Source organism: Kitasatospora sp. NPDC098652 (genome assembly GCF_044760155.1).
Taxonomy (GTDB): Bacteria; Actinomycetota; Actinomycetes; order Streptomycetales; family Streptomycetaceae; genus Kitasatospora.
Map to the genome: position 1 here is coordinate 1 of NZ_JBIWAQ010000007.1, position 23442 is coordinate 23442.

Annotated in this window: 22 protein-coding genes and 1 rRNA gene; 17 read left to right on the forward strand and 6 right to left on the reverse strand. The window is 73.5% G+C overall.

The genetic code is table 11. The features are described from left to right. From rrf to ACIQWA_RS17385, 5 genes are all read left to right on the forward strand, one after another. A 5S ribosomal RNA gene (gene rrf / locus ACIQWA_RS17365) occupies positions 1-84 on the forward strand; the annotation flags it as partial. A 253-nt stretch (positions 85-337) separates the two neighbouring features. Next, positions 338-2938 (forward strand): sensor histidine kinase KdpD, encoded by a 2601-nt coding sequence (locus ACIQWA_RS17370; protein WP_360245822.1) that lies wholly within the window; start codon positions 338-340, stop codon positions 2936-2938. Positions 2939-3035: 97 nt separating this feature from the next. Continuing rightward, positions 3036-3716, forward strand: coding sequence for a response regulator (locus ACIQWA_RS17375; protein WP_402483338.1), 681 nt, complete (start codon positions 3036-3038; stop codon positions 3714-3716). Between the two features lie 97 nt (positions 3717-3813). Beyond that, positions 3814-4221: an OB-fold nucleic acid binding domain-containing protein gene (locus tag ACIQWA_RS17380; RefSeq protein WP_360245819.1), complete on the forward strand. Its 408-nt coding sequence runs from the start codon at positions 3814-3816 to the stop codon at positions 4219-4221. 2 nt (positions 4222-4223) lie between these two features. Further along, positions 4224-5051 (forward strand): DUF3159 domain-containing protein, encoded by an 828-nt coding sequence (locus ACIQWA_RS17385; RefSeq protein ID WP_402483341.1) that lies wholly within the window; start codon positions 4224-4226, stop codon positions 5049-5051. A 147-nt stretch (positions 5052-5198) separates the two neighbouring features. Here ACIQWA_RS17385 and ACIQWA_RS17390 read toward each other — a convergent pair whose 3' ends face one another. Together ACIQWA_RS17390 and ACIQWA_RS17395 are read right to left on the reverse strand one after the other, a co-directional pair. Beyond that, entirely contained in the window at positions 5199-5870 is a 672-nt protein-coding gene (locus ACIQWA_RS17390) for a TrkA family potassium uptake protein (protein WP_360245813.1), read from the reverse strand. Next, on the reverse strand, positions 5870-6538 hold the full coding sequence (locus ACIQWA_RS17395; protein ID WP_360245810.1) for a TrkA family potassium uptake protein: 669 nt from the start codon (positions 6536-6538) through the stop codon (positions 5870-5872). Before ACIQWA_RS17395 ends, ACIQWA_RS17390 begins: the two co-directional genes overlap by 1 nt. Positions 6539-6785: 247 nt before the next feature. Here ACIQWA_RS17395 and ACIQWA_RS17400 point away from each other — a divergent pair, with 247 nt between their 5' ends. Both ACIQWA_RS17400 and ACIQWA_RS17405 read left to right on the forward strand, forming a co-directional pair. Then, positions 6786-8861 carry an APC family permease gene (locus tag ACIQWA_RS17400; protein ID WP_402483846.1) on the forward strand — a complete coding sequence of 692 codons (2076 nt, stop codon included), beginning with the start codon at positions 6786-6788 and terminating at the stop codon, positions 8859-8861. Positions 8862-9289: 428 nt separating this feature from the next. Beyond that, positions 9290-10585, forward strand: a complete 1296-nt coding sequence (locus ACIQWA_RS17405; RefSeq protein WP_360245825.1) for a class I SAM-dependent RNA methyltransferase — start codon at positions 9290-9292, stop codon at positions 10583-10585. Between the two features lie 92 nt (positions 10586-10677). Here ACIQWA_RS17405 and ACIQWA_RS17410 read toward each other — a convergent pair whose 3' ends face one another. Then, positions 10678-10872 carry a hypothetical protein gene (locus tag ACIQWA_RS17410; protein WP_360245804.1) on the reverse strand — a complete coding sequence of 65 codons (195 nt, stop codon included), beginning with the start codon at positions 10870-10872 and terminating at the stop codon, positions 10678-10680. Between the two features lie 363 nt (positions 10873-11235). Here ACIQWA_RS17410 and ACIQWA_RS17415 point away from each other — a divergent pair, with 363 nt between their 5' ends. Continuing rightward, positions 11236-11472: a toxin-antitoxin system HicB family antitoxin gene (locus ACIQWA_RS17415; protein ID WP_360245801.1), complete on the forward strand. Its 237-nt coding sequence runs from the start codon at positions 11236-11238 to the stop codon at positions 11470-11472. Further along, complete coding sequence (locus tag ACIQWA_RS17420) at positions 11469-11897, forward strand: fic family toxin-antitoxin system, toxin component (RefSeq protein WP_188305350.1); 429 nt, start codon at positions 11469-11471, stop codon at positions 11895-11897. The genes ACIQWA_RS17415 and ACIQWA_RS17420 overlap by 4 nt, the downstream gene beginning before the upstream one ends. Positions 11898-11996: 99 nt before the next feature. On the opposite strand, the gene ACIQWA_RS17425 is transcribed toward ACIQWA_RS17420, so the two are convergent. Continuing rightward, positions 11997-12869, reverse strand: coding sequence for a GNAT family N-acetyltransferase (locus ACIQWA_RS17425; RefSeq protein WP_402483347.1), 873 nt, complete (start codon positions 12867-12869; stop codon positions 11997-11999). A 184-nt stretch (positions 12870-13053) separates the two neighbouring features. Here ACIQWA_RS17425 and ACIQWA_RS17430 point away from each other — a divergent pair, with 184 nt between their 5' ends. The 6 genes from ACIQWA_RS17430 to ACIQWA_RS17455 all read left to right on the forward strand — a co-directional run bounded on the left by ACIQWA_RS17430 (position 13054) and on the right by ACIQWA_RS17455 (position 18633). Continuing rightward, complete coding sequence (locus ACIQWA_RS17430) at positions 13054-13947, forward strand: RimK family alpha-L-glutamate ligase (RefSeq protein WP_402483349.1); 894 nt, start codon at positions 13054-13056, stop codon at positions 13945-13947. After that, positions 13944-14747 carry an alpha-L-glutamate ligase gene (locus ACIQWA_RS17435; RefSeq protein ID WP_360245793.1) on the forward strand — a complete coding sequence of 268 codons (804 nt, stop codon included), beginning with the start codon at positions 13944-13946 and terminating at the stop codon, positions 14745-14747. The genes ACIQWA_RS17430 and ACIQWA_RS17435 overlap by 4 nt, the downstream gene beginning before the upstream one ends. A 212-nt stretch (positions 14748-14959) precedes the next feature. Continuing rightward, positions 14960-15853, forward strand: a complete 894-nt coding sequence (locus ACIQWA_RS17440) for a putative RNA methyltransferase (protein ID WP_402483353.1) — start codon at positions 14960-14962, stop codon at positions 15851-15853. A gap of 105 nt (positions 15854-15958) precedes the next feature. Beyond that, positions 15959-17353 carry an AAA family ATPase gene (locus tag ACIQWA_RS17445; RefSeq protein WP_402483355.1) on the forward strand — a complete coding sequence of 465 codons (1395 nt, stop codon included), beginning with the start codon at positions 15959-15961 and terminating at the stop codon, positions 17351-17353. A 95-nt stretch (positions 17354-17448) separates the two neighbouring features. After that, positions 17449-17835 (forward strand): nucleotide pyrophosphohydrolase, encoded by a 387-nt coding sequence (locus ACIQWA_RS17450; RefSeq protein ID WP_402483357.1) that lies wholly within the window; start codon positions 17449-17451, stop codon positions 17833-17835. 168 nt (positions 17836-18003) lie between these two features. After that, on the forward strand, positions 18004-18633 hold the full coding sequence (locus ACIQWA_RS17455) for a DUF6099 family protein (RefSeq protein WP_360245781.1): 630 nt from the start codon (positions 18004-18006) through the stop codon (positions 18631-18633). Here ACIQWA_RS17455 and ACIQWA_RS17460 read toward each other — a convergent pair. Then, positions 18585-18815 carry a hypothetical protein gene (locus ACIQWA_RS17460; RefSeq protein WP_360245778.1) on the reverse strand — a complete coding sequence of 77 codons (231 nt, stop codon included), beginning with the start codon at positions 18813-18815 and terminating at the stop codon, positions 18585-18587. The genes ACIQWA_RS17455 and ACIQWA_RS17460 overlap by 49 nt on opposite strands. A 154-nt stretch (positions 18816-18969) precedes the next feature. After that, positions 18970-20253, reverse strand: a complete 1284-nt coding sequence (locus ACIQWA_RS17465) for an MFS transporter (RefSeq protein WP_402483360.1) — start codon at positions 20251-20253, stop codon at positions 18970-18972. 517 nt (positions 20254-20770) lie between these two features. Here ACIQWA_RS17465 and helR point away from each other — a divergent pair. Further along, on the forward strand, positions 20771-22933 hold the full coding sequence (gene helR / locus ACIQWA_RS17470) for an RNA polymerase recycling motor ATPase HelR (RefSeq protein WP_402483363.1): 2163 nt from the start codon (positions 20771-20773) through the stop codon (positions 22931-22933). A 126-nt stretch (positions 22934-23059) separates the two neighbouring features. After that, a complete protein-coding gene (locus ACIQWA_RS17475; protein ID WP_402483366.1) occupies positions 23060-23359 on the forward strand; it encodes a DUF6087 family protein in 300 nt (99 codons plus the stop codon). Positions 23360-23442: the final 83 nt, after the last annotated feature.

Genomic DNA, 23442 nt, shown 5'->3' on the forward strand with positions numbered 1-23442 from the left:
TACATTCCGAACCCGGAAGCTAAGCCTCACAGCGCCGATGGTACTGCAGGGGGGACCCTGTGGGAGAGTAGGACGCCGCCGAACAATCATTCAGAGAAGGCCCACCCGGGTTACCGGGTGGGCCTTTTCGCGTTTCCCGGAAAACCGGGCTGGGCCGGGCCGGCGGCCCCCTGGCCGACCCCCGCCGAGTGGCTGCTCCTCCGTCAATATGCCGCTAAAACCGCCTGATCAGTGCACCGATCAGCGGAATACCGCCGCCCACGCCGTAGTCTCGAAGGCAGGGGGAACAGGTGTCCGGGGGTGGCTCCCGGACAGAGCCGGATCAAGAATGGTGCTCATGGGACGAGGCAGGCTGCGCATCTACCTCGGGGCGGCCCCCGGGGTCGGCAAGACGTACGCCATGCTCGCCGAGGCGCACCGGCGGCAGGAGCGTGGCACGGACGTCGTGGTGGCGTTCGTGGAGGACCACGGCCGGCGACGGACCGCGGACCTGGTGGCCGGACTGGAGGTCGTGCTCCGGCAGCAGGTGGTGCACCGGGGCGCCCGGTTCTCCGAGATGGACCTGGACGCCGTGCTGGCCCGCCGCCCGGAGGTGGCGCTGGTGGACGAGCTGGCCCACACCAACGTGCCCGGCTGCCGCAACGAGAAGCGCTGGCAGGACGTCGAGGAGCTGCTCGCGGCCGGGATCGACGTGATCTCCACCGTGAACGTCCAGCACCTGGAGTCGCTCGGTGACGCCGTCGAGGGCATCACCGGGGTGCGCCAGCGCGAGACCGTCCCGGACGAGGTGGTCCGCCGGGCGGACCAGATCGAGCTGGTGGACATGTCCCCCCAGGCGCTGCGGCGGCGGCTGGCGCACGGAAACGTGTACATGCCGGAGAAGATCGACGCCGCGCTCGCCAACTACTTCCGGCCGGGCAACCTGACCGCGCTGCGCGAGCTGGCGCTGCTGTGGACCGCGGACCGGGTCGACGAGTACCTGCAGAAGTACCGCGCCGAGCAGGGGATCGTCGGCACCTGGCAGGCCCGGGAGCGGATCGTGGTCGGCCTGACCGGCGGTCCCGAGGGGGCGACGCTGATTCGCCGGGCCGCCCGGATCGCGGCCAGGGTCTCCGGCGGCGAGCTGCTGGCCGTGCACATCTCCCGCTCCGACGGGCTGGCCGGCTCCGGCTCCCCGCAGACGCTGATCGAGCAGCGCGCGCTGGTGGAGAGCCTCGGCGGTTCCTTCCACAACGTGCTGGGCGACGACCCGGCCGACGGGCTGCTGGACTTCGCCCGGGGGGTGAACGCCACCCAGATCGTGCTGGGCATCAGCCGCCGGCCCCGTTGGCAGTACGTGTACGGGCCGGGCGTCGGCACCCTGGTCACCCAGAAGGCCGGGGACATCGACGTCCACATGGTCACCCACGAGCACGCCGGGCACGGGCGGCGCAACAAGATACCCGTGCGGCGGATCACCGACCTGGGCCGGACCAGGACCATCGCCGGCTGGCTGGTCGGGCTGGTCGGCCCGCCGGTGCTGGCACTGGTGCTGACCACCATCGGCGGGCTGGGCCTGTCCACCGACATGCTGCTGTTCCTGTCGCTGACGGTGTGCGCGGCACTGGTCGGCGGCCTGCTGCCGGCCATCGGCTCGGCGCTGGTCGGCTCCTCGGTGCTGAACTTCTACTTCACCCCGCCGCTGCACACCTTCTCCATCAACGAGCCGCAGAACATCATGGCGGTGGCGATATTCACCATCGTCGGCTGCTCGGTGGCCTCCGTGGTGGACCTGGCGGCCCGGCGCACCCACCAGGCGGCCCGCGCCCAGGCCGAGGCGCAGACGCTCAGCGCGCTGGCCGGCACGGTGCTGCGCGGCGCCCCCAACGGGGACGGCGTGCTGACCGCGCTGATGGAGCAGGTCCGGGAGACCTTCGGGCAGGAGAGCGCCGCGTTGCTGGAGCGCCCGGAGCCCACCGGGGGCTGGGTGCCGGTCGCCACCGCCGGGCCGCACCCGCCCGGGCGCCCCGAAGAGGCCGACGTGGACGTCCCGGTCGGGGAGAGCCTGGCCCTGGTGCTGCGCGGCCGGGTGCTGCCCGGCACCGACCGCCGCCTGCTGGGGGCGTTCGCCGCCCAGGCCGCCGTGGTGCTGGAGCGCCGCCGGCTGGCCCGGGAGGCCGCCGCGGCCCGCCGCGAGGCCGAGGGCAACCGGATCCGCACCGCCCTGCTGGCCGCCGTCTCGCACGACCTGCGCACCCCGCTGGCGGGCATCAAGGCCTCGGTGACCTCGCTGCGCTCGGCCGACGTGCAGTGGGACCCGGAGGACGAGGCCGAACTGCTGGCCGGCATCGAGGCCGGGGCCGACCGCCTCGACCACCTGATCAACAACCTGCTGGACATGAGCCGGCTCCAGACCGGCACCGTCACCCCGCTGATCCAGGAGACCGACCTGGACGAGGTGGTGCCGTACGCGCTCGGCGGCGTCCCGCCGGAGTCGGTGCGGCTGGAGGTGCCGGAGACGCTGCCGATGATCCGCGCCGACGGCGGACTGCTGGAGCGCTCGCTGGCCAACCTGGTCGAGAACGCCGTCAAGTACAGCCCGGAGGGCGTCAGAGTGCTGGTCAAGGCCGACGCCCTCCACCAGCCGGGCCGGCCGGGCCGGGTCGAGCTGCGGATCGTGGACCGCGGACCGGGCGTCCCCGAGGACGCCAAGGAGCGGATCTTCGCCCCCTTCCAGCGCTACGGGGACGCGCCGCGCGGCGCCGGGGTCGGGCTCGGCCTCGCGGTGGCGCGCGGGTTCGTCGAGGCCATGGACGGTACGGTCACCGCCGAGGACACCCCCGGCGGCGGCCTCACCATGGTCGTCAGCCTGCCCGCCGTGGAACGGCCGCCGGAGCGGCCCGGCCCGGACGCGCCGGGCGGCGAGGGCCACGACCCGCTCTCCGAACTGATCACCTGAGACCCGGCGCAACCACGCCGTACGCACAAACCACGCCGTACGCACAGCCGAGACAACAGTCCGTAAGATCCGACAGCCCGAAAGGCGGAGCCCGTAAATGACCCGGGTCCTCGTCGTGGACGACGAACCGCAGATCGTCCGCGCACTGGTGATCAACCTCAAGGCCCGCAAGTACGAGGTCGACGCGGCCCATGACGGGGCGAGCGCGCTGGAACTGGCCGCCGCCCGCCATCCCGACGTCGTCGTCCTCGACCTGGGCCTGCCCGACATGGACGGCGTCGAGGTGATCCGCGGCCTGCGCGGCTGGACCCGGGTGCCGATCATCGTGCTGTCGGCCCGGCACGCCTCCGACGAGAAGGTCGAGGCCCTGGACGCCGGCGCCGACGACTACGTGACCAAGCCCTTCGGGATGGACGAACTGCTCGCCCGGATGCGGGCCGCGGTGCGCCGGGCCGAGCCGGTCGCCGGGGAGGACGACTCGCTGGTCGTCACCGAGAGCTTCACCGTCGACCTCGCCGCCAAGAAGGTCAACCGGGACGGCACCGACGTACGCCTCACGCCCACCGAATGGCACCTGCTGGAGGTCCTGGTCCGCAACACCGGCCGGCTGGTCAGCCAGACCCAGCTGCTCCAGGAGGTGTGGGGCCCGGCCTACCGCACCGAGACCAACTACCTGCGGGTCTACCTCGCCCAGCTGCGCCGCAAGCTGGAACGCGACCCTTCGCACCCGCGCCACTTCATCACCGAACCGGGCATGGGCTACCGCTTCGAGAGCTGACCGGCGGCTCCCCGGCGGCCTCCCGGCGAGCTCCTGGCGGGCTCCCGGCGCGGGCGACGCCTGCCGCCGGGGGCGCCGAAACCGGTACCCTGCCGACATGAGTGGTGACAACAGCAGTGGCCAGCCGCCGGGGCGATTCCGCCGCATGCTCAGTCGGCTGACCACCTCGGCCGAGGAACTGGACGCCGAGGACCTGCGCCAGGAGATCGCCGCCGAGTCCGGCTGCACGCCGATCGCCGGCTGCGCCGACCGGCAGCTGGTCACCGTCGCGGGCACGCTGCGCACGGTGACGCTCCGCCCGCGGGCCGGGGTGCCGGCCCTGGAGGCGGAGCTCTTCGACGGCACCGAGGCGCTGGAGGTCGTCTGGCTGGGCCGCCGCTCGATCGCGGGCATAGAACCGGGCCGCCGGCTCGTCGCCAGCGGCCGGATCAGTCACGCACGCGGGCGCCGCGTGCTGTTCAACCCCCGCTACGAACTGCGTCCGGTCGGACACGGGAGCGAATGAGCGTGAGCAACCACCCCGGCGGAGACGCCGCCGCCCGGATCGACCTGGACGCCGCCGACGTGGCGGCCTGGCAGGACACCGCCGCCGCCGAGGCGGTGGACGGACTCGCCCGGTCGATCGAAGGCACCGCGCCGGCCGCCGAGCGGCCCCTGGACCCGGCGGCCGACGAGGCCGCTCGGAAGGCCGCCTCCAAGGAGGCCGCCGATACCGTCCTGCAGGCCTTCGGCGGCGTGCGCGGCATGATCGACATGACGCTGCCCGGCCTGGTCTTCATCGTTACCTACAACCTCACCCACCAGGTCAGCGCCGCCGCCTGGGCCGCGCTCGGGCTCAGCGCCCTGTTCGTGGTGGCGCGGCTGGCCCGGCGGGAGACCATCCAGCACGCCTTCAGCGGCGTGTTCGGCGTCGCCCTCGGCGCCTGGATCGCGATGAAGAGCGGCAAGGCCGAGGACTTCTACCTGCCCGGCCTGCTCTGGAGCGTGGGCTACTGCACCGCCCTCGCGGTCTCCGCCGTGGTGCGCTGGCCGATGATCGGGGTGATGCTCGGCCCGATCACCGGCGAGATGTTCACCTGGCGCAAGGAGAACCCGGGCCGGCTCGCCGCCTACACCAAGGCGACCTGGGCCTGGGTGGTGATCATGGGCCTCAAGCCGGTGATCCTCTTCCCGCTGTACTTCACCCACAACGTCAACCTGCTCGGCTGGTTGAAGGTCGCCCTCGGCATCCCGCCGCTGCTGCTGGCGATGTACGTCACCTGGCAGATCCTGCTCAAGGCGCCGCCGCCGATCAAGGCGCCGGTCGACGAGGACGAGGAGGAGCCGGCCAAGTAGCCGCTCCTCCCGCGCCCGGCACCGCCCCGCACTGCACTGCACCGCACTGCGCGCGCACCGTACGGCCGAGGGCCCGCACCCCCGTTCAGGGGGTGCGGGCCCTCGGCCGTACTCGCGTTCGCCGCGCGCCGCTCGGCCGGGCGCTGCCTACTGGGCGCCGGAGGTCGCCGACAGCAGCTGCTCCAGCTCCTCCTCGCGCTCCTGCGCGGCCACGAAGAGCAGCTCGTCGCCGCCCTCCAGGGTGTCGTCCTTGGCCGGCACCAGCACCCGGCCCTCGCGGATGATGCTCACCAGCGCGGTGTCCTGCGGCCAGGAGACGTCGCCCACCCGGGTGCCGACCAGCTCGGCCTCGCCGGCCAGGGTCAGCTCGACCAGGTTGGCGTTGCCCTGGCTGAACCGCATCAGGCGGACCAGGTCGCCGACGCTGACCGCCTCCTCGACCAGCGCGGACATCAGGCGCGGGGTGGAGACGGCCACGTCCACGCCCCAGGACTCGTTGAAGAGCCACTCGTTCTTCGGGTTGTTCACCCGGGCGACCACCCGCGGCACCGCGTACTCGGTCTTGGCGAGCAGCGACACGACCAGGTTGACCTTGTCGTCACCGGTCGCGGCGATCACCACGTGGCAGCGCTGCAGCGCCGCCTCGTCCAGCGAGGTGATCTCGCAGGCGTCGGCCAGCAGCCACTCCGCCATGGGCACCCGCTCCACCGAGATGGCGTTCGGGTTCTTGTCGACCAGAAGGACCTCGTGACCGTTCTCCAGCAGCTCGCCCGCGATCGAGCGACCCACGGCACCGGCTCCGGCAATGGCGACCCGCATCAGTGACCCTCCTCCTTCGGCCCCTGCGCGAACGCGGCCTCGACCGCCGTCAGGTCGGCCCGGCGCAGCATCACGTGCACCAGGTCGCCCTCCTGCACCACCATCTGCGGCGAGGGGAGCATCCCTTCACCGAGCCGGGTGACGAACGACACCCGGGCGCCGGACGCCTCCTCCAGGCGGCTGATCCGCTGGCCCACCCAGTCCGGGTGGTACGCGACCTCGGCCAGCTGCACGCTGCCGCTCGGGTCCTGCCACAGCGGCTCGGCGCCGCTCGGCAGCAGTCGGCGCAGCATCTGGTCGGCGGTCCAGCGGACCGTCGCCACGGTCGGGATGCCCAGGCGCTGGTACACCTCGGCGCGGCGGGGGTCGTAGATCCGGGCCGCGACGTTCTCGACGCCGAAGGTCTCCCGGGCGACCCGGGCGGCGATGATGTTGGAGTTGTCACCGCTGGAGACGGCGGCGAAGGCGCCGGCCTCCTCGATGCCCGCCTCGCGCAGGGTGTCCTGGTCGAAACCGACCCCGGTCACCCGGCGCCCGTTGAACCCGGCGCCCAGCCGACGGAAGGCGGTCGGGTCCTGGTCGACCACGGCCACCGAGTGGCCCTGTTTCTCCAGCGTTCTCGCGAGGGCGGAGCCCACGCGGCCGCAGCCCATGATGACGATGTGCACCGGCGCTACCTCACCCGTCCCGAAGGGGTCTTGACCTGCGCAAACACCGTTCATCTCCCTTTCCCGCCCGGGCGTTCCGGGGCGAGGGCTCTCGTGGGGCGTCGGCCGGACTCCGCTCGACAACCAGAGTGTTGCCCACCGACTCGTATCCGACACGCTAGCCGGTCCACCGAACACAGTCGCGACGAAGGGGGGGATGAACGGCGCAAGCCACGTCGGGAAACCCCTACGATTCCTTAACGTGCCTATGCCGACTGACCTTCCGAAACGCCTGCTGATCGGGCGCGCCCTGCGCAGCGACAAACTCGGGGAGACGCTCCTCCCCAAGCGGATCGCGCTGCCCGTCTTCGCCTCGGACGCGCTCTCCTCGGTCGCGTACGCCCCTGAGGAGATCCTGCTCACGCTCTCCGTCGCGGGCGTCTCGGCGATCCACTTCTCCTGGCAGATCGGCGTCGTGGTGGCGGTCGTGATGCTCGCCGTTGTCGCCTCCTACCGGCAGAACGTGCACGCCTACCCCAGCGGGGGCGGCGACTACGAGGTGGCGACCGTCAACCACGGCCCGGCGGCCGGACTGGTCGTCGCCGCGGCCCTGATGGTCGACTACGTGCTCACCGTCGCCGTGTCCACCACCTCCGGCGTCGCCAACGTGGTCTCCGCCGTCCCGGCGCTGCGCGGCCACGAGATGATCGTCTCGGTGGTCGTGGTCGTGCTGCTGATGGGCATGAACCTCCGAGGGGTGCGCGAATCCGGCTCCGCCTTCGCGGTGCCCACCTACGCCTTCATGGCCGGCGTGATCGGCATGGTCGGCTACGGCGTCTTCCGGCACTTCGTGCTCGGCCAGTCCATGCCCGCCGAGAGCTCCGGCTTCCACCTCGCCGCCACCCCGGGCAACGACTCGCTCTCCGGCTTCGCGCTGGTCTTCCTGCTGCTCAAGTCCTTCTCCTCCGGCTGCGCCGCGCTCACCGGCGTCGAGGCCATCTCCAACGGCGTGCCGGCCTTCCGCAAGCCGAAGAGCAGGAACGCGGCCACCACGCTGCTGCTGATGGCGAGCATCGCCGTGGTGATGTTCATGGGCATCATCTGGCTGGCCCGGCTCACCGGTGTGCAGATGGCCGAGAACCCGGCCGAACAGCTGGTCGGCTCCGGCCCCGGCTACCACCAGAAGACGGCGCTGGCACAGATCAGCGAGGCCGTCTTCAACAACTTCACCCCCGGCTTCTACTTCGTCGCCGCCGTCACCGGCCTGATCCTGGTGCTGGCCGCCAACACCGCCTTCAACGGCTTCCCGGTGCTCGGCTCGATCCTCGCCCAGGACCGCTACCTGCCCCGCCAGCTGCACACCCGCGGCGACCGGCTGGCCTTCTCCAACGGCATCATCCTGCTGGCCATCGCCGCGATCCTGCTGATCATCGCCTTCAACGCGGACCCGACCCGGCTGATCCAGCTCTACATCGTCGGCGTCTTCGTCTCCTTCAACATGAGCCAGTCCGGCATGATCCGGCACTGGACCCGGCTGCTGCGCACCGAGACCGATCCGGCGAAGCGGCGGCACATGCAGCGCAGCCGGGCAATCAACGGATTCGGCCTGGTGATGACGATGGCCGTGCTGATCGTCGTCCTGGTCACCAAGATCGGCCACGCCTGGATCGCGATCGCCGCGATGGCCGTGCTGTTCGTGATGATGAAGGGCATCCGGCGCCACTACGACCGGGTCTCCGCGGAGCTCATCGCGGCCGAGGAGCCGGACGACGTGGTGCTGCCCACCCGGGTGCACGCCATCGTGCTGGTCTCCAAGCTGCACAAGCCCGCGCTGCGCGCCCTCGCGTACGCCCGGCTGGCGCACGCCCACACCCTGGAGGCCGTCACCGTCAACGTCGATCCGGCGGACACGGCGGCGCTGCGGCGGGAGTGGGACGAGCGCGGCATCGAGGTGCCGCTCAAGGTGCTGGACTCGCCCTATCGCGAGATCACCGGGCCGGTCCTGGACTACGTGAAGAACCTGCGGCGCAGCAGCCCGCGGGACGTGGTCGCGGTCTACATCCCGGAGTACGTGGTCGGCCACTGGTACGAGCACCTGCTGCACAACCAGAGCGCGCTGCGGCTCAAGGGGCGGCTGCTGTTCAAACCGGGGGTGATGGTCACCTCGGTGCCGTGGCAGCTGGAGTCCTCGGAGCGGCGCAGGCCGCAGAAGGCCTGGTCGGCGCCCGGATCCGTCCGCCGTGGCGAGCCGAGGGCGCCGAAGGCCGTAAAGTCGAAGGATTCCGTCCGTGCCGGTTCCAACGCCGGTGCCACCTCCGACCGCAGCAAGGACTCCTCCCAGTGACGCGCAACACTCCGCCCCGCTCCTCGGGCTCCTCCGGCGCCTCCGGCAAGGGCAAGGGCGCCCGTCGGGGCGGCTCCCAGCCCGGGCAGGTGGCCCGGCCGCGCTGGGGCAAGCCGCACCGGCCGGAGGCCACCGACCGTGACGGGCTGACGGCGCGCACCGCGCCGGTCGTGCCGGGGGAGGCCCCGGAGGAGAAGCCGGTACGGGCCGCCAAGCCGGCCCGGGGCGAGAAGCCCGTCCGGGGCGAGAAGGCCGTTCGCGACGGGAAGGCCGTTCGCGAGGGGAAGCCCGCCCAGGACGGGAAGGGCGCGGCCGGGGCCGCCCGGAAGGCGCCGCGCAAGCAGGCGGTGCGGCCGCCGAAGGCGCTGCGCGGTGCGGCCACCGGGGCGGCGCGGCCGCGGCGGGCGGAGGCGCCGACCGGGGACCCGCTGGTCGGCGAGCGCTACGAGGTCGAGGTCGGCCCGGTCGCGCACGGCGGCGGGCACTGCGTGGCCCGGCACGAGGGGCGGGTGCTGTTCGTCCGGCACGCGCTGCCCGGCGAGAAGGTGGTCGCGCAGGTGACCGAGGGCACCACCACCTCGCGTTTCCTGCGCGCGGACGCCGTGGAGGTGCTGGAGCCCGCCAAGGACCGGATCGAGGCCCCCTGCCCGTTCGCCGGGCCGGGCAAGTGCGGCGGCTGCGACTGGCAGCACGTCACCCCGGGCGGGCAGCGCAAGCTCAAGGCCGCGGTGCTGACCGAGCAGCTGGCGAAGCTCGCCGGGCTGACCCCGGCCGAGGCCGGCTGGGACGGCAGCATCGAGCCGGTCGGCGGCAAGCTGGCGCCGGGGCAGGTGCCGGCCTGGCGCACCCGGGTGCAGTACGCGGTGGACGCGGAGACCGGCAAGGTCGGTCTGCGCAAGCACCGCTCGCACGGCGTCCAGGTGATCGACCGCTGCCTGATCGCCGCCGAGGGCGTCACCGAGCTCGGCATCGAGTCCCGCGACTGGCCGGGGGTGGCGAGCGTCGAGGTGGTCGCCGCGTCCGGCTCCTCGGACCGCCAGGTGGTGCTGACCCCGCGCGACGGTGCCCAGCTGCCGCTGGTCGAGCTGGACAAGCCGGTGTCGATCGCCCGGATCGACGACCAGGGCGACGTGCACAAGGTGCACGGGCGCGGCTTCGTCCGCGAGCGGGCCGCCGGGCGCACCTGGCGGGTCAGCAACGGCGGCTTCTGGCAGATCCACCCGGAGGCGCCGGACACCCTGGTCGACGCGGTGCTGGACGGTCTGGACCCGCAGTGGGGCGAGAGCGCGCTCGACCTGTACTGCGGCGTCGGCCTGTTCGCCGGCGCGCTGGCCGACCGGGTCGGCGAGGACGGCGCGGTGCTCGGCATCGAGTCGGCCAAGCAGGCCGTCGTCGACGCCCGGCACAACCTGGCCGCGCTGGACAACGTGCGGATCGAGTGCGACCGGGTCGAGACGCTGCTGCCGCGCACCGGCATCACCGCCACCGACCTGATCGTGCTGGACCCGCCGCGGGCCGGCGCCGGACGTGAGACCGTCGCGCACCTGGTCGGCCTGGAGGCCCGCCGGATCGCGTACGTGGCCTGCGACCCGGCGGCGCTCGCCCGGGACCTCGGGTTCTTCCGCGAGGGCGGCTACCGGCCGGTCTCGCTGCGGGCCTTCGACCTGTTCCCGATGACCCACCACTTCGAGTGCGTGGCCATCCTGGAGCCGACCGGGGTCTGACCCCGTCGGTCTTCGAACGCCCGGAACGGCCGAGGAGGCGGCACCCCGTACGTCACGGGGTGCCGCCTCCTCGGCGTTGGGCGGGGCGCGCGCTACTCGTTGCGCTCCTCTTCGTCGGCGCTGTGCGGAAGGTCGATGCCGTGCTGGGCGGCGAGCCGTAGGAGCGAGGCGACCCGGCCCTCGTACGCCTGGACGCCGTCGGCGTCCCCTTCGGCCCGGGCCGCCGCGAGGTCCTGCCGGGCCTGGGCGAGCTGCTCGCGCAGCTCCTGGTCGAACATGGCTGTCATTGCCGGCCTCCACAAAACCGGTCGGTGCCGCTCGGGGAACGCTCAGGAGAGTTCAGAGTCCCGGATGGTGCAGGACTCTTCAAGTCAGACCCGGTTGGGTCGGGGGGCCGTGCCGGATCCGTGCGGGGGCGGGGCGGGGACGGGGTCGATCGGCGGCGGGCACGGGCGGGTCCGGGTGGCGGAGGCCGTGGCGGGGTAGGGAGCGGGTGGGTGAGCGGCTCGGCAGGCGTCCGCGGGGCGGCTCGGTTTGCGGTTCGGTTGGCGGTTCGGTGACGGAGGGGTTGCGTGGGGGCGTGCGGCAGGTGTGCGGGCGGTGTGCGTGCGCCCTTGTTGTGCTAGCACTTCGGCGCTAGCTTGAACGGCATGGGCAAGAAGCAGCTGAACGTCCGAGTGGACGCCACGACCGCCGAGATGGCCCGGGAACGGGCGGAGCAGCAGGGGATCAGCATGAACCAGTACATCGAACGCCTGGTCCAGCAGGACATGGGTGAGTCGGGACGGGCCTTCATCGACGCCGCCGCACAGTTCATGAAGGAGTACGAGGCGTCGTTCCTCGCCGAGTTCGGGGACTCGGGCGAGCTCCAGGACGTGCGCCGTTGAAACTGGAGGTCGACCTCTCGTGGCTGCTCATGACCGCCGAGCAGTACACGCCCGGTGACCCGCAGGTCACCGACTACGGCTCCCTGCTCGCGGCCGTCACCCGGCACCAGGCCGAGATCTTCGACATCTCCGTCTACCCCGAACCCCAGGACCGCGCGGCCGCGTTGATGCACCAGCTGATCCGGGTGCCCGCCCTGGAGAAGACCAACGAGCTCTTCGCGACCGCCGTCGCCTACGCCTACCTCGTCGCCAGCGGCTGCACCGTCGCCACCACCGCCCGCGAGGTGCGCAGCCTCTCCCGGGCCATCCGGGAAGGGCGGCTGGGGGTGTCCGGGGTCGCCGAACGGCTGGCGGCCTGGGTGGTCGACGAGGCCGAGGGGGAGGGCGTCACGGGGGCGGAGGACGAGGACGAGGACGACGACTGAGCCGCGTCCCCGTCCGTCCGGTGGCCTTGCCCGTGCTTGCGCCTGCGCCTGCGCCTGCGCCTGCGCCTGCGCCTGTGCCTGTGCCTGTGCCGTGCGGGTCTAGGCCGGGGAGTCCGCTGCGGCGGGCTCCGCGATGAGGGCCGTGGCGAACGGGCGGAAGCCGGCCCGGCGGTAGATCCGGGCGACGTCCTCGTCGGTGGCGGACAGGAACACCGTCCGCACGCCGTTGGCGCGGGCGTGCGCCACCAGGGCCGCGGTGACCGCCAGGGCCAGCCCGCGGCGCCGGGCGGAGGGCAGCGTCCCGACCCCGACCACCTCGGTGACCGGGCCCACCGGGTTGTGCTGGCCCGCGCAGAGCACGTCGCCGCCCTCCAGCGCGGCCGCCAGCACGCTGACCCCGTCGGTGATCCGCTGCGCGATCCGCGCCACCCCGCCGTCGGACGTCAACGTCGCCGCGCTCACGGCCAGTTCGGCCGCGCCCGCGCTGCCGGTGGCGGTGCCCGGGGTGCCGAAGGCCACGTGCGGGACGGCCACCGCGTCGGCCAGCTCGGGGGCGTCCGCGGCCAGCACCCGTACCTCCACCTGCTCCGGGAGCGCCGGCGCCGGGGCCGTCGCGTCCTGCGGGCCGAGCACCAGCAGCGGGTGCTCGTGCACCGCCAGGCCGGCCGCCTCCACCGCCGCGCGCAGCTCGGGGTTCCGCTCGGCCACCCACTCGAAGGCCTCCGGCAGACCCAGCTCCCGCTGCCGCTCCAGCACCCGGCGGACGTCGTCGGCGGTGGCGGCCGGGCCGCCGTGGCCGGGGGTGGGGCGGGCGTAGTAGTGCCAGCCGGTCTCGCCGCGGCGGACGAACAGCGTCAGCGGGCCGAAGTCCTCCGCGGTGGCGGCACTGCGGGGCACGGCGTCGTAGTAACGCTCGATCCCGTCGAGCAGGGCAGGGGCCGGAGCATGATCAGCAGAAGTCACGGCGTGCATCAAAGCAGGGGCCGGGGTGGCGCGCCACCGGTTTGTGCGGCGGACCGGCGTTCGATTGTTGCCGAACGCTTACCCGCTCGCGGCGATCTTGTGCGTGTACGCCGGGCAAGCTGATGCCTTCACAGCTCTGCCGAGGGGGACGGCGGACATCCGCACTCGGCGAGGCAAGGGGGAAGTCAGGCCCATGAGGCTCTGCTTTCTGGTGGAGGAGCACTACCGGCGGGACGGCATGCCACTGGACGTCGCGCGTCAACTCACCGGCTGGGGGCACCGGGTGGACGTGCTGCGCCCCGGCGACTCGCTGCTGGCGATCTCCGAGGCGGTCCGGGCCGGCAGCCACGACGCCTGGGTGCTCAAGACCGTCTCCGGCGGACCCGGGCTCACCCTGCTGGAGGCGGCCGCCGCGGTCGGCCTCACCACCGTCAACGACGTCCGCTCGATCCGCGGCGTCCGGGACAAGGCGCTCGCCTCGGTGATCGCCCGTACCCGCGGCCTGCCCACCCCGGTCACCTACGCAGCCGCCCGCTGGGAGCGGCTCGCCGAGATCCCGGCCGCCGAGTACCCGCTGGTCGTCAAACCCGCGGACGGCAGCTCCGGGCGGGGCGTACGACTGGTGGCCGGACCCGACGACCTGATCGGCCTCGGCCCCGAACTCGCCGGGGAGGGACTGCTGATCGCGCAGCCGTACGTGCCCAACAGCGGCACCGACCTCAAGGTGTACTGCGTCGACGGCGAACTCTTCGCGACCGAACGGGAATCGCCGCTGCACCCGGGGCAGGGCGTGCGCGAGCGGCCGGTGCCGCTGCCGGCGAGCGTGGCACGGATCGCCGCGCAGGTCGGCGAGGTGTTCGGGCTCGACCTGTACGGCGTCGACGTGCTGCTCGGGCCGGACGGGCCGGTGGTGGTGGACGTCAACGACTTCCCGAGCTTCCGGCAGGTGCCCGAGGCGGTGGAGCGGGTCGCCCGGGCGGTGCTGCGGCTCGCGCGCAGCGGTACGGCCGTGTCGATGCCCGCGCTGGTTCCGGCCGGCGGCGAGGAGTACGGCCGGAGCGACCTGGTGGACGGCGGGCTGCGGTGAGGGTCGCACTGATCACGGGCAACCCCGGGCACCCGCTGCTCGCGGCGGCCGCCGGGGTGCTGGAGCGGCGCGGCTGCCGGGTGGAGGCCGTCCCGCTCGACGGCGGCCGCGTTCCTCGGGGAGCGCTCGCCGATGTCTACCTGCTCAAGGCGCGTACGCCGCAAGCACTCGCGCTGGCCCGGGAGTTGGAGCGGCGCGGGGCGGCGGTGGTCAACTCGGCCGCGGCCACCGGGCTCTGCCAGGACCGGGTGCGGATGGCCGCGCTCGCCCGGGGCGCCGGGCTGCCGTTCGCGGCGACGTTCACGGCCGGCGCGCTGGGCGAACTCACCTACCAGGACTGCCCGTTCGTGGTGAAGAGCCGGCACAGTCGGCGCCACGACCTGGTCGCGCTGGTCGACGGCGCGGCCCGGCTGCGGGAACTCGCCGAGCGTTGGCCGCAGGAGGAGGTCGTCACCCAGCGGTACTACCGGGGCAGCGGCTGGGACCAGAAGCTCTGGGTGGTCGACGGACAGGTCTTCGCCGCTCGGCGGCGGTCCGAACTCTCCGTCGGCGACGAGGGGGTGGGGGCGGCGGAGGAATGGCAGCCGTCCGCCCGGCGGGCCGCGCTCGCCCTGCGGGTGGGCGAGGTGTTCGGGCTGGAGGTGTACGGGGTCGACCTGCTGGACGGGGCCGACGAGCCGGTGATCGTCGACGTCAACGCCTTCCCCGGGGCGCGCGGGCGGCCCGGGGCGCCGGAGGCGCTCGCGGGGCTCGCCCTGCGGGTGGCGGCGGAGCGGTCGCGGGGGCGGGCTCCGGTTTAGGGCGTGCCTTGTGGACCAGGGCGGGCGGGTCCGGGCCGTGGGCCGCAGGCCGCGGTGCGTGGGCCGCGGTGCGTGGGCAGTGCTGCGCGGGCCGCGGCGCGCGGGGTCGGTGTCGGTGTCGGTCCGGCGGGGCGGCCGACCACCGGCCGGGGTGGTTAGGCTGGCTGGCGCCCCCGACCGGCCGGGGCCGAACGGCGAGAGAAGACGGAACGTTGCTGCAGGACATCGAGCCCTACCTGGCCTGCCCCCACTGCGCGCAGGACCTCACCCGGCACGAGCGCAGCCTGCGCTGCCCCGCCGGGCACAGCTTCGACCTCGCCAAGCAGGGCTACGTCAGCCTCCTCGCCGGTGACGCCCACACCGGCACCGGCGACACCGCCGACATGGTCGCCGCCCGCGCCGACTTCCTCGCCGCCGGGCACTACCGGCCGATCGCCGACGCCCTGGCCGCGGCGGCCGCCGCGGCGGTGGGTGACGGGGCGGCGAGTGACGGGGCGGTGAGTGACGCGGCCGACGGCGGAGCGGACGGCTCGCGGGGCCTGGTCGCCGACCTCGGCGCCGGCACCGGCCACTACCTCGCCCACGTCCTGGACACCCTGCCCGGCCGGGTCGGCGCCGCCCTCGACATCTCCAAGTACGCGCTGCGCCGCGCCGCCAGGGCCCACCCCCGGATCGGCGCGGTGGTCTGCGACGCCTGGCGCCCGCTGCCGCTGCGCGACGCCTCCGCCGACCTGGTCCTCAACGTCTTCGCCCCGCGCAACGGACCCGAGATCCGCCGCGTGCTGCGCCCCGGCGGCACCCTGCTGCTGGTCTCGCCCACCGCCCGCCACCTGCGCGAACTCGTCGCCGCCCTCGGCCTGCTGTCGGTGGACGAGGAGAAGCAGCGCCGGATCGACGAGAAGCTCGGCCCCTACCTCACGCCGGCCGGCCGGCAGCCGGTCGAGTTCACCCTGCGGCTCTCCGCCCAGGACGTGCGGACCGTCGTCGGCATGGGGCCGAGCGCCTGGCACACCGACCCCGACCGGCTCGCCGCCGCCCTGGACGAACTGCCCGAGCCGGTCGAGGTGACCGCCTCGGTGACGGTGGCCGCGTACCGGCGGCCGTAGCGGCGGACCGCCCTGGGTCAGCGGCGCGAGACGGGCCGCCACGTAGGGATGAATCTGGTGAGCAGGGACGTTTCGCCCCGTCGGGCTGCGGCTAACGTCCGACGGGTGAACCGCGACGCCGCCGCGCCCGCCGGGCCGGCCCAACTGCGCCCCGACGCCCCCGGCCCCGAACGGCCGCCAGTGCCACGCCCCACCGTCGAGGAACTGCGGCTCACCGCCTTCAAGTCCTACCGGCGGGCCGTCCTGCCGCTAGCGCCGCTCACCGTGCTGCACGGGCCGGCCGGGGTCGGCAAGTCCAACGCCCTCGACGCGCTCGCCGTGCTGTCCCGGCTCGCCCTCGGCGAGGAGATCCCCGACTCCCTGGACGGGCTGCCCGACCGCACCGGCCCGCTCGCCACGCCCGTACGCGGCGGACTCGCTGGGTGCGTGCCGCACGGGCGCGACGCCGTCATCCTCGGCTGCACCGTCCGCTCGCCGCGCGGCCGGATCCGGCTCGACCTGGTGATCCGCACCGACGGCGCGGTCCGGATCGCCCGGGAGTCGCTCACCCTCGACGGGCGGACCCTGGTGGACACCGGCGAACAGGACGTCCGCAACGGGCGCGTCAACGTCTGCTGGCACAACGACACCCGGCAGGGGGACATCCGGGCGCCGTTCCCCAGCAGCACCATGATCACCGCCCAACTGCCGCTCCGGGTCGCCGGCTCCTCCACCGGCGAACGGCTCGTCCTCGCCGCCGCCGAGGACCTGCTCACCGCACTGCGCGAGGTCTTCCCGCTGCACCCCGTCCCGGCCCTGATGCGGGGCTGGGCCAGAGCCGACCCGCAGGCCCGGCTGCGCAGCAACGCCGCCAACATCTCGGCCCTGATCAACCGGCTCGCCCACGAGTGCCCGCGCCGGTACGGGCAACTGCTGCGGGCCGTCCAGGAGGCGGCGCCCCACCCGCTGCTCGGCCTCACCCTCGCCGAGCGCGAGAGCCGGACGGGGCGCCGGGTGCTGGCCGTCTTCGACGAGGGCGTGCTCGGGCGCACCGGCGCCGACCAGGCCTCCGACGGGATGCTGCGCCACCTCGCCTTCGCGGCGGTGCTGCTGACCGGGGCGGGGGTGCTCGACCTCGACGTGGCCGCCGAGGTGCCGTGGGCGCACCGGCAGCTCACCGTGCTCGCCGAGGACCTCGGGGCCGGGCTCGCCACCGAGCAGACCGCCTCGCTGCTGCGGCTCGCGCGGGACATGGCGGGGCGCAACCAGCTGCGGGTGGTGGCCGCGCTCCAGGAGCCGGCGGCGGCGCGGGACGCGTTCGGGGCGGGCGGGGAGCGGACGGGGGCGGTGGCGTTGGTCGAGTGCCGGCGGGACCCGGCGACGGGGTCGACGGTGCTGCGGCCGGAGACGGCCCGGGTGCCGGTGCAGTACGCGCGCGGGGAGGAGGGCCCGGTGGACGCGGGGGGTGGGGGAGGCTCCGCTGCGGCTGGGGGAGCGGATGGGGTAGACCTGGGGGCGTGAACGAGCGAGTGACGAGGTCGGGGGAGTCGGCGGCGGACCGGGCGGCTGGGGCGGCTGGGTCGGCCGGGGTGTCCGGGGCAGCCGGGGTGCCTGGGGTGTCCGGGTCGGCCGGGTCGGTCGGGTCGGTCGGGGAGCCGACGCTGGAGGAGCTTCGGCAGCGGCTGGTGGACTTCGCGGCGGCCCGGCGGTGGGAGCCGTACCACACGCCGAAGAACCTGGCGGCGGCGCTGAGCGTGGAGGCCGGGGAACTGCTGGAGATCTTCCAGTGGCTCACACCGGAGCAGGCCGCCGCGGTGATGACGGACCCGGAACGGGCCCACCGGGTGCGCGACGAGGTCGCGGACGTGCTGGCGTACCTGATGCAGTTCTGCACGGCGGTCGGGGTGGACCCGCTGGAGGCGCTCGCGGCCAAGATCGAGCGCAACGAGCACCGCTTCCCGGTGCCGGGCGAAGCGGCTGACGTCAATCCTGACAAGGGCTGATCATCCTTGTGAGGGACAGAAGTTATCCACAGCCCCCGGGTTTTCCACAGCTTTAGAAAGGGTGGATGCGTCCCACCCCGCCCTCCCCGCACGCTCTCCCCGTGACCACCCCACCGCCCCGGCGGAGGTGCTGGTCGACGGCGACGACGAGCGGAAGGAGCGGGGGCCATGGAGGCACTGCGACTGATCAAGACGGCCCGGCACGCCCTGGCCGAGGCCAGGCACGTACCGGACGTGCTGGCCGAGGCGCGGCAGGCCGCGCTGCTCACCGAGGCGGTGGGCGCCCGGCTGGCGGAGTCCGAGAGCGACGAGCTGACGGGCCTCGGCCAGCAGCTCTCCGAGGCGGGCGCCCATGCGGCGGTCTGCCTGGAGCGGTCCGTCGCCACGAACGCCCTGGTGAGCGGCGGTAGGGCCGGTCGGCTCACCGAACTCGGCGAAACGGCGGCGACCTTGGGGGCGCTGGAGGAGCTCCTGCGGGAGGTCGGGGAGACGCTCGTGGTGCTGGCCTGTGGCGCGGACACCGAGAGCCTGTACTGGACGTGCATCGACGGGGTCGATGCGGTGTCGGAGTGCAAGGACGTGGCCGCGCGATTGCGCGAGGCGACCGGGCGGGGCGAAGCGGCGGAGCGCTCGGTGCTCGGCGGCGCGGAACCGGAGCCGGAACCGGACGGTCAGGGCGCGCCGTTACTGGTGGTCCGGCTCGGCCCGCCGGGTGCGGGCGGGCCGACGGAGGAGGAGCGGGCGCCGGACTACCGGGTGCCGGACGCGGAGTCGGAGGTGTCGTTGACGGCGGGATAGGCGGCGGCCGGGGCGATGTCCCGGGTGTTGGACTGGAGTGCGGCGAGGTCCGCGGTCACCGAGGCGAGCAGTTCCTGCATCTGCTCGAGCAGGGTCTTGGGGGTCGCGGGTCCGGCCGAGTCGCCGGTGGCCGAGCCGGTCGGGCTGCTCGGGAACGGCGGCGTGGCAGAGGGTTCGGACATGACAGGGACCTCTTCGGATCGGCGGTGCGGTGTGCCGCACCGACCAACGAACCGTTCCGGCAACCGGTCACCGCGCACCACCCGATGCGGTCCAACTCCGTTACGCCGTAAGCCTCTCGAGTGATCCGGGGTTGCCGCTGCAACACGGCCTCGGCTAGGGGCGTGGGCCGCCGGCTGGGAGTGCATGGGTGCGGATCCGGTGCCGTTTCGTGCTGCGGATCCGTAGTGCTGCAGCGAAGGCGGCGACGAAGATCATGGCGATGCCTGTGCCGGTCAGCACTTGGCGGGCCCCAAGGGCGGTGGTGAGAGGGCCGCCCAGTGCCGCGCCGACGGGCGACGCTGTCAGTAGGACGGATGCGCGCAGGGCGAGGACGGTGGTGAGGAGGGTTGTCGGGGTGTGGTCCTGGAACAGTTTGAAGGCCAGGGCGTTGTAGGGGCCGTAGATCACACCGGCCAGGGCGAAGCCCCCGAGGGAAAGCACTGCTGGTGCGTGGAGTCCGAAGGGCAGCATGGCCAGGCCGTGACCGGCGATGATGCACAGCAGGACCGGCCACAGCGGCAGGTTCCGCAGAGTGCCGACGGCCAGGGTGCCGATGACCGCTCCGATGCCGAATGCGGCCCAGTACAGGCCGAGGGCCCCCGCGCCGGCGTGGAGGTCTTGGGCGACGAACAGGGGCAGGGCAACTTCGACGGGTCCGTAGAACAGGTTGAACAGCCAGGTCACCGCGAGCAGGCCGAGCAGTTCGGGCCGGGCGCGTAGGAGGCGCAGGCCTCCGCCCGGTCGGGTGTCGGGGGCAGGTCCGGCGGGCGCCGGAGGGTCCGGCTCGCCCAGGCGCGCGCTCTGGAAGGCCAGTGCGGCGAAGGACAGGGCGTCCAGGCCGATGATCCAGGCCGGGGCGATTGCCGCCGCGAGGACTCCGGCGAGTGCTGGGCCGACGATCGTGGACGCACAGGTGCTGGCGCTGAGCAGTGCGTTGGCCGCCAGGTGCTGCTCGGCAGGGAGGACTTGGGCGGCCAAAGCGTACTTGGCACTGCCGCCCCAGGCGTGCAGGAGGGATGAGCCGGCGAGCAGCGTGAGGTAGAGAGCAGGGTGGAGTATGCCGAGCGCCCACGAGAGGGGGATGCAGCCGAGGAAGAGAGCGCGGGTCCAGGCGTTCGCGCGGATCAACCGCTGTGCGGGAAGGGAGCGCAGCCATCGGCCCAGCAGCAGTGCGCCGATGGCGCCCGGCAGGATGTAGGCGGCGACTGCGGCTCCGATCAGCGGGCCGCCCGCGCCGGGCGGGGAGATCTGTACCGCCAGCCATGCCACCGCGACCACGCTCATCCCGTCGCCGAGGTCGGATATCGCTACTGCGGGCAGCAGGCGCCGGAACGGGCGGTGGGCGAAGAGTGGTCGGTAGCCTCGGGGCAGCCGACGGAGCAGGTGTGCTGGGCTCATGTGGCCAGGCAAGCGGTTCAAGCGCGCTTGAAGTCAAACGGCCGGCGATGCGCTGCGACACGTGGGCACAGGGGAGTTGGATCGCGCTGATCCGGATGGCGCAGCGGGCGGTGCTCACCGTGACTGTGGTCCGCCGGCTGCTGGACAGTCAGGAGGACGGATTCCCTCCCGCTGCCTGGGTAGCGTGATCAGCAATCGACGGCCTGCGTATGTTTCATGACTATTCGTGCGGGAGGCGGGAGGCGGGAGGCGGGAGGCGGGAGGAGGGCGGAGGGGGAGGGGGGAGGGGGGAGGGCCCCAGAGAACCGGTGAGGAACAAGAGCGGGGCGCCCGGCGCGGCGCCGACGCCGCGCCGGGCGCCCGAAGAGCAGGAGAGAGGCCCGATGCGAGAGCCCAGAGAAGGGAGAAAGGGGGAGAACCCACCCCTTGCCACTCTCAACATATAGCGCACCGGGGGTCTTGCGGCAAGGCCCCCGGGATGGCGCACAATCGCAGGCCTCAGATCGGAGCTGATGCCATGAACCCCCTGACCACCAGCGCTTTCGACCTCCCCGAGCGGCTGTCCGCCAAGGCCGACCCCGCGCTCGTCGCGGCCGACGAGCGGCACTTCGCGGCGATCGCGGAGAGCCTGGCCCGGGCGATCGCCGAGCTCTCCGACCAGCTCGACGCCGTGCGCCGCGCCCCCGGGGGTGCCGGGCAGGCGGCGATGGACCGCGACCTCGAGGTGTACCGGCTGAGCGGCCGGCTGCGCGCCCTGCGCCGCTACGGCCTGGACCTGTGCCTGGGGCGCATCGTCGCCGAGGACGGCGCCGAGCCGCTGTACATCGGCCGGCTCGGGCTGACCGACAGCGAGGGTCGGCGGCTGCTGGTCGACTGGCGCTCGCCCGCCGCCGAGCCGTTCTTCGCGGCTACTCACGCGGACCCGATGGGCCTGGCCAGCCGCCGTCGCTACCGCTGGACCCGAGGCCGGATCTCCGACTACTGGGACGAGGTGTTCACCGCGGAGGGCCTCGCCGGGCATGCCGCGCTGGACGACCAGTCCGCGTTCATCGCCAGCCTGGGCGGCAACCGCTCGGCCCGGATGCGGGACGTGCTGGCCACCATCCAGGCCGACCAGGACGCGATCATCCGGGCCGGCTCGCGCGGGGCCCTGGTGGTCGACGGCGGCCCCGGCACCGGCAAGACAGTGGTGGCCCTGCACCGCTCCGCCTACCTGCTGTACGCCGACCCCCGCCTCGGCCACCGCCGTGGCGGGGTGCTGTTCGTCGGCCCGCACCAGCCCTACCTGAACTACGTCGCCGACGTCCTGCCCGGCCTCGGCGAGGAGGGCGTGCGCACCTGCACCCTGCGGGACTTGGTACCCGAGGGCGCGGATGCGCCGGAGGAGGCGGACCGGGAGGTGGCGCGGCTGAAGTCCTCGGTGGAGCTGGTGCGGGCGATCGAGAAGGCCGTCCGGTTCTACGAGGAGCCGCCGACCGAGGAGTTGCTGGTCAGCACCCCCTGGGCGGACCTGCGGCTGAGTGCCCAGGACTGGGCCGAGGCCTTCGACGCCCCGGATCCGGGCACCCCGCACAACGAGGCGCGCGAGCAGATCTGGGACGAGCTGGTGGCGATCCTGCTGGACCGGCTGGAGCAGGACGACGAGGAGGAGGTCTCTCCCGAGCTGTTCCGTCGTGCGCTGCGGCAGGACCGGGAGCTGGTCGGCACGCTCAACCGGGCGTGGCCGCTGCTGGAGGCGGCGGACCTGGTCGGTGACCTCTGGTCGGTGCCCGCCTACCTGCGGATGTGCGCGCAGCACCTCACCCCGGAGCAGGTCCGCGCGCTCCAGCGCAAGCACGCCCCGCAGGCGTGGACGGTCTCCGACCTGCCGCTGCTGGACGCGGCCCGGCAGCGGCTCGGGGACCGCGAGGCGACCCTGCGCCGACAGCGCCGGCGTGCCTCGGCGGCCGCCGAGCGCGAGCGGATGGCGGACGTGATCGGCGACTTGATCCAGGCCGACGACGACGGCGAGGGCGTGGTCACGATGCTGCGCGGCCGGGACCTCCAGGACACCCTGCTCGACGAGGACGCGCTGCCCGCCGCCGACGCGGAGCCGCTGGCGGGCCCGTTCGCCCACATCGTGGTGGACGAGGCCCAGGAGCTGACCGACGCCGAGTGGCAGATGCTGCTGCGGCGCTGCCCGTCCCGGAGCTTCACCATCGTCGGGGACCGGGCCCAGGCCAGGCACGGCTTCGCCGAGTCGTGGCAGGAGCGGCTCGACCGGGTCGGCCTCGACCGCACCACGATGGCCTCGCTGAGCATCAACTACCGCACGCCGGCCGAGGTGATGGCGGAGGCCGAACCGGTCGTCCGGGCGGCGCTGCCGGACGCCAACGTGCCGACCTCGGTGCGCAGTAGCGGCCTGCCGGTGCGGCACGGTGCGGTGGCGGAGCTGCCGGCGGTCCTGGACTCCTGGCTCGCCGAGCACGACGAGGGCGTCGCCTGCGTCATCGGCGATCCGGGGTTCCGGGAGCGGCCGCGGGTCCGTTCGCTCACCCCGGATTTGGCCAAGGGGTTGGAGTTCGACCTGGTGGTCCTGGTCGATCCGGAGGCGTTCGGTGACGGTGTCGAGGGCGCGGTCGACCGCTACGTCGCGATGACCAGGGCGACCCGTCAACTCGTCGTCCTGCACAGCCACTGACAGCTACTGAAAGCCACTGACGGCCGCTGACGAGCGTGGGGGCGACCGGTGTCCGTACGGGCCGGAGGTCCCCCGGTCGGGTGACGGGGCTGTCGGTGGTCGGCGTACGCGGGCCAGACTGGGGCGATGGACGAGGACGAACCGCTGGCGGCGTGGGCCGAGCGGCGGGAGCAACGGCTGCGGCCGGTGGGACAGTTGAGGGCGGTGCCGCTTGGCGGTGGGGGGCCGCGAGGTGCCCATGTGGGGCGGGACGGGCCACGGCTGATCGTGCGCTGGGACGGTTTCCAGTGGCTGCCGGAGGCGGTGGCCGAGGACTACGCGGTCGCCCAGCGGATCCTGCACGGGATCGAGGGCGACGGCGTACGGCGGCCTCCGTACGCAGCGCCGCGGCCACGGAAGGCGCCGGGGCGCCACCGCCGCCCGTAGTCACCGTGGCCGCACAAGCCGCCCGGGCCACCGGGGCCACCGGGGCCGCACGAGCCGAAGGGGCCGCACAAGCCGAGGGGCCC